The following is a 4750-nucleotide window of genomic DNA, read 5'->3' as shown; positions in this document are numbered from 1 at the left end:
TGGTCGCAGACGAACTCCCTGCGCCTGGAACTGCTGCCGCGCGGCATCTCCGTCACCGGACTGCACGTGGGGTACGTGGACACGGATTTGACCGCCGGCGTCGACGCCCCCAAGTCCGACCCCCGTGACATCGCCGCACTCGCCCTCGACGGCATCGAGACCGGCGCCCACGAGGTCCTCGCCGACGACATTTCCCGCCAGGTCAAGGCAGGTCTGGCCGGCGACCTCGCGGCACTGTATCCGCAACTGGCCAAGTAACCACGCCCTTCCCGCTCAAGGAGCCGGCCACATGCCCACCCAGGACCCCCGCCCCACCATCCACATCCCCGGAACTACCAGCCACACCATCGCCCCGCGCACAGGACGCGCCACCCGCGAAGGCGCCCTGCGCTACCTCAAAGCCGGCACCGGCGCTCCCCTGGTCCTGCTGCACACTCTGCGCACCCAGGCCGAGCACTTCCGTTTCCTCATGCCGATGCTCTCGCACCAGTACACCGTGTACGCCCTCGACCTGCCCGGGATGGGCTATTCCGAGATCGTGCCCGGCGCCTCCTACGACGAGCCCGCGCTGCGTGCGGGCGTCAAGCGGCTGCTGACCGAACTCAACCTGCACGACGTGACGTTGGTCGGCGAGTCCCTGGGAGCGGTGCTCGCCCTGACCACCGCGGCCGACCTCCCTGAACGGGTGCGCCGCGTCGTCTCAGTGAACGCGTACGACTACCGCGACGGAATCGCCCGCTCCAGCCTCCTCGCCCGCCTGGTGATCAGCGGGATCATCGCGCCAGGGGTGGGCAGTTTGATCGCCCAGCAGGAGCCCAAGCCCGTCCTTCGCAGAATCCTGCAGGGCGGCGTCGGCGACAAGACCGCTTTTCGGGAGGACTACCTGGACGAACTCCTCCAGTCAGGCAGGCGCCCCGGCTTCCCGACCGTCGCCCGCGCCCTGTACCGGAACATGCCCACCCTCATAGCGGCCCGCTCGCGCTACCCCGACGTCAAGGCCCCCGTCCATCTCGTCTACGGCGAGAACGACTGGTCCCGGCCCTCGGACCGGGAGGCCAACAAGAAGCTGTTGCCCACCGCCGACTTCACCGAGGTGCCGGGAGCGGATCACTTCATCTCGCTGGAGAGGCCGGAGGCGGTGGCCAACCTCTTGAACGCCATGGCATGACCGGCGTGGCCACTGAACGCCACGCGGCGGGACGGGGCGACTCCGGTCGCCGGGTTCACGGAACAGTCGTGATGTCCCGGCCTCCGAGGCCGCCCGGCCGACGGCACGATGCAGCCAACGCGGTCGTCTGGGCCTCCTCGGAGCGTGCCGCGCGCCAGGTCACCGGGCAGGTGCTCGCGGTCAGCGGCGGGTACTCGATGCCTTGATCAGGGGCTGCTTGAGGCGGGAGGCCCGGCGCGCGGAGTGCCCGCCGGGCCTCAAAGGCGCGGTCCCGGTCAGGGGGCGCCGAGATGCTCGTAGCGCTCAGGCAGCGCGCGTTCGATGAGCTTGCCGGCAGGGTTGGGGGCAGCTCGTCCGCGAAGTCCGCACTGCACAGCACCTGTTAGGGACGACGCACTCTCGGACGTGGTCCGTCAGGTAGTGGTAGCCGTCCTCGTCCAGACGGCCGGCGTCTTCGACCATGGCCAGCGTGCTGCTCCGGAGGCCGGGCGGCTTCGAGACCTTCTCCAGGCCGTTGCGCGGTACTCGAACGGCACCACGTCGCACTCGAAGAACACCATCCCGGCCTCGCCCGGGAACGTCTCAGACGGACCAGGACGGTGGCCGGAGCTGCGCGGTCTGACCGACGACGCGTGGATCTCCCCGTTCCCTGCGGGAGGCTCCACGAAGCTGGTGAACGAGCTGGCCGAGGCAGCCGACGAGAAGTAGCTGAACAAGACCATCGCCCGCTACGGCCGCGTCGATCTTTCGTGCATCGACGAACTCGGGCACCTGGAACTGGACCGGTACGGCGCCGAATTGCTGTTCCAGGTCCTGACCGAGAGCAAGGAGAAGAACAGCGTCGCCATCGCTTCCGACGAGTCGTTCGGGAAAGCGCACATGTTCCGGCGAACCCGTGTCAGTCAGCGGCTGAACAGCACGGGTTCAAAATGGAGAGATGGACCACTGAGCTGGACGTATCCTGCGTGCTGTGACGGCGATATACGTGCTGGACGGCACCCAGGTGAGGACGCTGGAAGACTTCTGGCGACTCATCGGCGAGGCGGTCAACGGCCCTGGAGGCTACTTCGGCAAGAACCTCGACGCCTTCGCTGACTGCCTCAGCGGTGGCTTCGGGCAGCCCGACGACGATGACTACGTTGTTGAATGGCGTGACCACCAGGCGTCTCATGAGTATCTGGGCTATCCGGAGACGGCTCGCCAGCTGGAGATTCGCCTCTCACGCTGCCATCCCACGAACCGTCCTGCTGTCAGCGCGGATCTGGCTGTGGCGCAAACAGAGCACGGGCCGACCGTCTTCGACTGGCTGATCACGATCTTCGAGGATCGGGCCCCTGGCGTCCTGCGGCTTCAGTAACCATCAATGCCCAGTCTTCACCGCTCCGGCAAACGGCCCGCATCGACGTGGTCGGCGAGATAGATCATGGTGGCTTCGGGGTCCATGCCGAAGCGGCGGCGACGAGTTTGGGATCCATGGTGTTGACCAGGTCGAGCAGTCGAGTGCAGCGGATCATGCGGGGCGGGAAGCCGCAGGCGTCGAGGACGTGGCTGACGTAGGCGGTGGACGCCGGTCCTCGGCCGGACTTCGTCTGACGGGTGACCATCACGTGGGGATTGTCGGTCCGCTGGGCTTCGCGGTGAGCCAGACAGCGTTCCAGCACTGCCCAGGACGCCGGGTCCAGGGGGACCGGATGCGGGCGGTCGCCGAGCCGGGTGGTCCGGGCATGAGGGTCGAGGTCAGCGGTCTGCAGCATCTTGACCTCGCGACTTGAGGCGCCGTGCAACAGCGCGAGCATGCCCAGCAGGGCCTCGTGCGGGTGGACGGCCGGACCGGTGGTCCAGCGGCGGAACAACACGCGCTGCTGATCCAGTGTCAGTGTCGCTCCGGTGAAGCCGCTGGGACCTTGGGCGGTCAGACCGTGAGAGGGATCGACGAGCACGATCTTCCGAGAACGCGCGAATCGGAAGAACTGCCCGAGCACGACCAGCCGACGCTTGCGTGCCTTGGGCGAGCCGGCGAGGAAGGCTTCGACATCGTGGACGTCGGTCAGCGCCCAGTCCTGCTTGTCGCGTCCGCTGGCGAGGAAGCGGGCAAGGTCACGCAGGATGGCCAGGGCCGCCTCGACGGTCGCATCGCTGCGCCTCGACGCATTCGGCCTGGAACTCCCACGGATCGGCGGTCACTGGCTCCAGAAGGACGGCACCGCCCTCGATCACCCGCAACTGGGATGTCACCGGCACACCTTCCTCGCACCTGACCGATCAAGGCAGCACCTGGAAAATCTGAGCGCCACCGTGAAGACCAACGAGGACCGCAGAAGATGGATACGGGCCGGTGGCAGCAGAGATTCTCAAGAAGGAACATGTGCCAGCCCCAGATTGGACGAAGACCTTCAACGGCACCGTCATCGAGACCGGTACCGACTCGTACCGGCTCGCCGGCACCCGAGCCAAGGCGGAACAGGCTGCCGCGGCCTGGGCCGCCGGGGGTGAGCCTGCCGCTGAGCAGGACGGAACAGTGAGCGGTTGTCGTGGGAGCCGGAGGTCACACGCTGTTGAACGGGGCCGGCCGAGGCCTTTGACGGCCGTCCCACCGCCACCTGCCGAAAAATACGGCAACAGAGTCACCCCGGTTGGTGGCACACCTGAGTCGGTCGCCGCCGTACGTCGAAAACGCACGCACCGCGTGGGCCTGGAACGGCTACGGCTTGCCGCGCAGCAGGACCGCTTCGATGCCGTGGACGAACACCTCGATGCTCAGGTCGAGTTGAGTGCGGTCGTAGGTGTCGATGTCGAGGTCGACGAGGCGGGCGAAGGTGCTCAGTTCGTGCTCGCGGCCCTCCAGGGTGCGGCGGGCCATGGCGCGCCGGGGGCGGTCGCCGCCGCAGGTGACGTATACGACGTCCTGGCCGTAGGCCATGCAGATGTTGGACAGGAGCGCGAGGGCGCGCAGGGCGGAGGCGTCATCGATGCCCGCGTCGGTGAGTGCCTGGCTGACCGCTTCGATGGGGTGGCCGAGGTCGGCGCTGAGCTGGCTGTCCAAGCGCAGGTGTTCCGCAAGGGCGCCGGTGGCGATCACGGCGTCGGCGAAGGCGTGCGCGTAGCGGCGTACGACCTCCTGCCAGGGGGCGTCGGCGGGGAGGCCGAGGTCGGGGGCGTTCTCGGCGAAGGCCTCGTGGGCCATGAGGCGCAGGAGTGTGTCGCGGTCACTGACATGGTGGCGTACGGCCTTGCGGTCCACACCCAGTTTGTCGGCCACGGCCTGCACGGTCAGGGCATCGGTGTCCGGGCCGAGTGAACGGGCCGCGTCGACGATGCCCTGCAGGCTGAGCCCGGCCCTGCGGCCCACAGGCCGCCGTCGCCCACGGTCGGCTGGTGTGCTGTTTCCTGCGGCGACCACGGCTCTCCCTTGGTGACCTCTGTGACCTGCGGGGTCTTGACCTCATTCGGTAGTGAGTCTAGCTTGCATTCAGCTTCAGTTCCCGACCGGGAACTGAAGGCCTGGGCTGAGTCGACAGACAAAGGAGTTTCGACATGGCCAGTACCGAGAAGACCCCCCGCGTCGACCCGGTCGTCACCCGC

The 4750-nt window shown here is 67.6% G+C and carries 4 protein-coding genes and 3 pseudogenes; 5 read left to right on the top strand and 2 right to left on the bottom strand.

Features of this window, described 5'->3' with window-relative positions; all coding sequences use genetic code 11:
- The 4 genes and pseudogenes from ABZ453_RS50475 to ABZ453_RS50460 form a co-directional block, all read left to right on the top strand.
- A pseudogene (locus ABZ453_RS50475) lies at positions 1 to 258 on the top strand (short-chain dehydrogenase); the annotation flags it as partial.
- 31 nt (positions 259 to 289) lie between these two features.
- Positions 290 to 1168: an alpha/beta hydrolase gene (locus ABZ453_RS50470; protein WP_359026732.1), complete on the top strand. Its 879-nt coding sequence runs from the start codon at positions 290 to 292 to the stop codon at positions 1166 to 1168.
- 660 nt (positions 1169 to 1828) lie between these two features.
- Positions 1829 to 2038: pseudogene (locus ABZ453_RS50465) on the top strand (ATP-binding protein); the annotation flags it as partial.
- Positions 2039 to 2138: 100 nt separating this feature from the next.
- A complete protein-coding gene (locus ABZ453_RS50460; protein WP_359026729.1) occupies positions 2139 to 2525 on the top strand; it encodes a barstar family protein in 387 nt (128 codons plus the stop codon).
- 64 nt (positions 2526 to 2589) lie between these two features.
- Here the strand turns inward: ABZ453_RS50460 and ABZ453_RS50455 are convergent, their stop codons facing one another.
- Positions 2590 to 3108 (bottom strand): hypothetical protein, encoded by a 519-nt coding sequence (locus ABZ453_RS50455; RefSeq protein WP_359026727.1) that lies wholly within the window; start codon positions 3106 to 3108, stop codon positions 2590 to 2592.
- 438 nt (positions 3109 to 3546) lie between these two features.
- On the opposite strand from ABZ453_RS50455, the pseudogene ABZ453_RS50450 reads away from it, so the two are divergent.
- Positions 3547 to 3641 (top strand): annotated as a pseudogene (locus ABZ453_RS50450) (AAA family ATPase); the annotation flags it as partial.
- A 228-nt stretch (positions 3642 to 3869) separates the two neighbouring features.
- Here ABZ453_RS50450 and ABZ453_RS50445 read toward each other — a convergent pair.
- A complete protein-coding gene (locus tag ABZ453_RS50445) occupies positions 3870 to 4568 on the bottom strand; it encodes a hypothetical protein (protein WP_359026733.1) in 699 nt (232 codons plus the stop codon).
- Positions 4569 to 4750 lie beyond the last annotated feature (182 nt).

It is taken from the genome of Streptomyces sp. NPDC005799 (assembly GCF_040630525.1).
Classification (GTDB): Bacteria; Actinomycetota; Actinomycetes; order Streptomycetales; family Streptomycetaceae; genus Streptomyces; species Streptomyces griseorubiginosus_B.
This window is presented reverse-complemented; position numbering and strand designations above follow the sequence as displayed.

Excerpts from the sequence above, each read along its gene's own strand:
- ABZ453_RS50470 (WP_359026732.1), top strand. The coding sequence starts at position 290 with ATGCCCACCCAGGACCCCCGCCCCACCATCCACATCCCCGGAACTACC.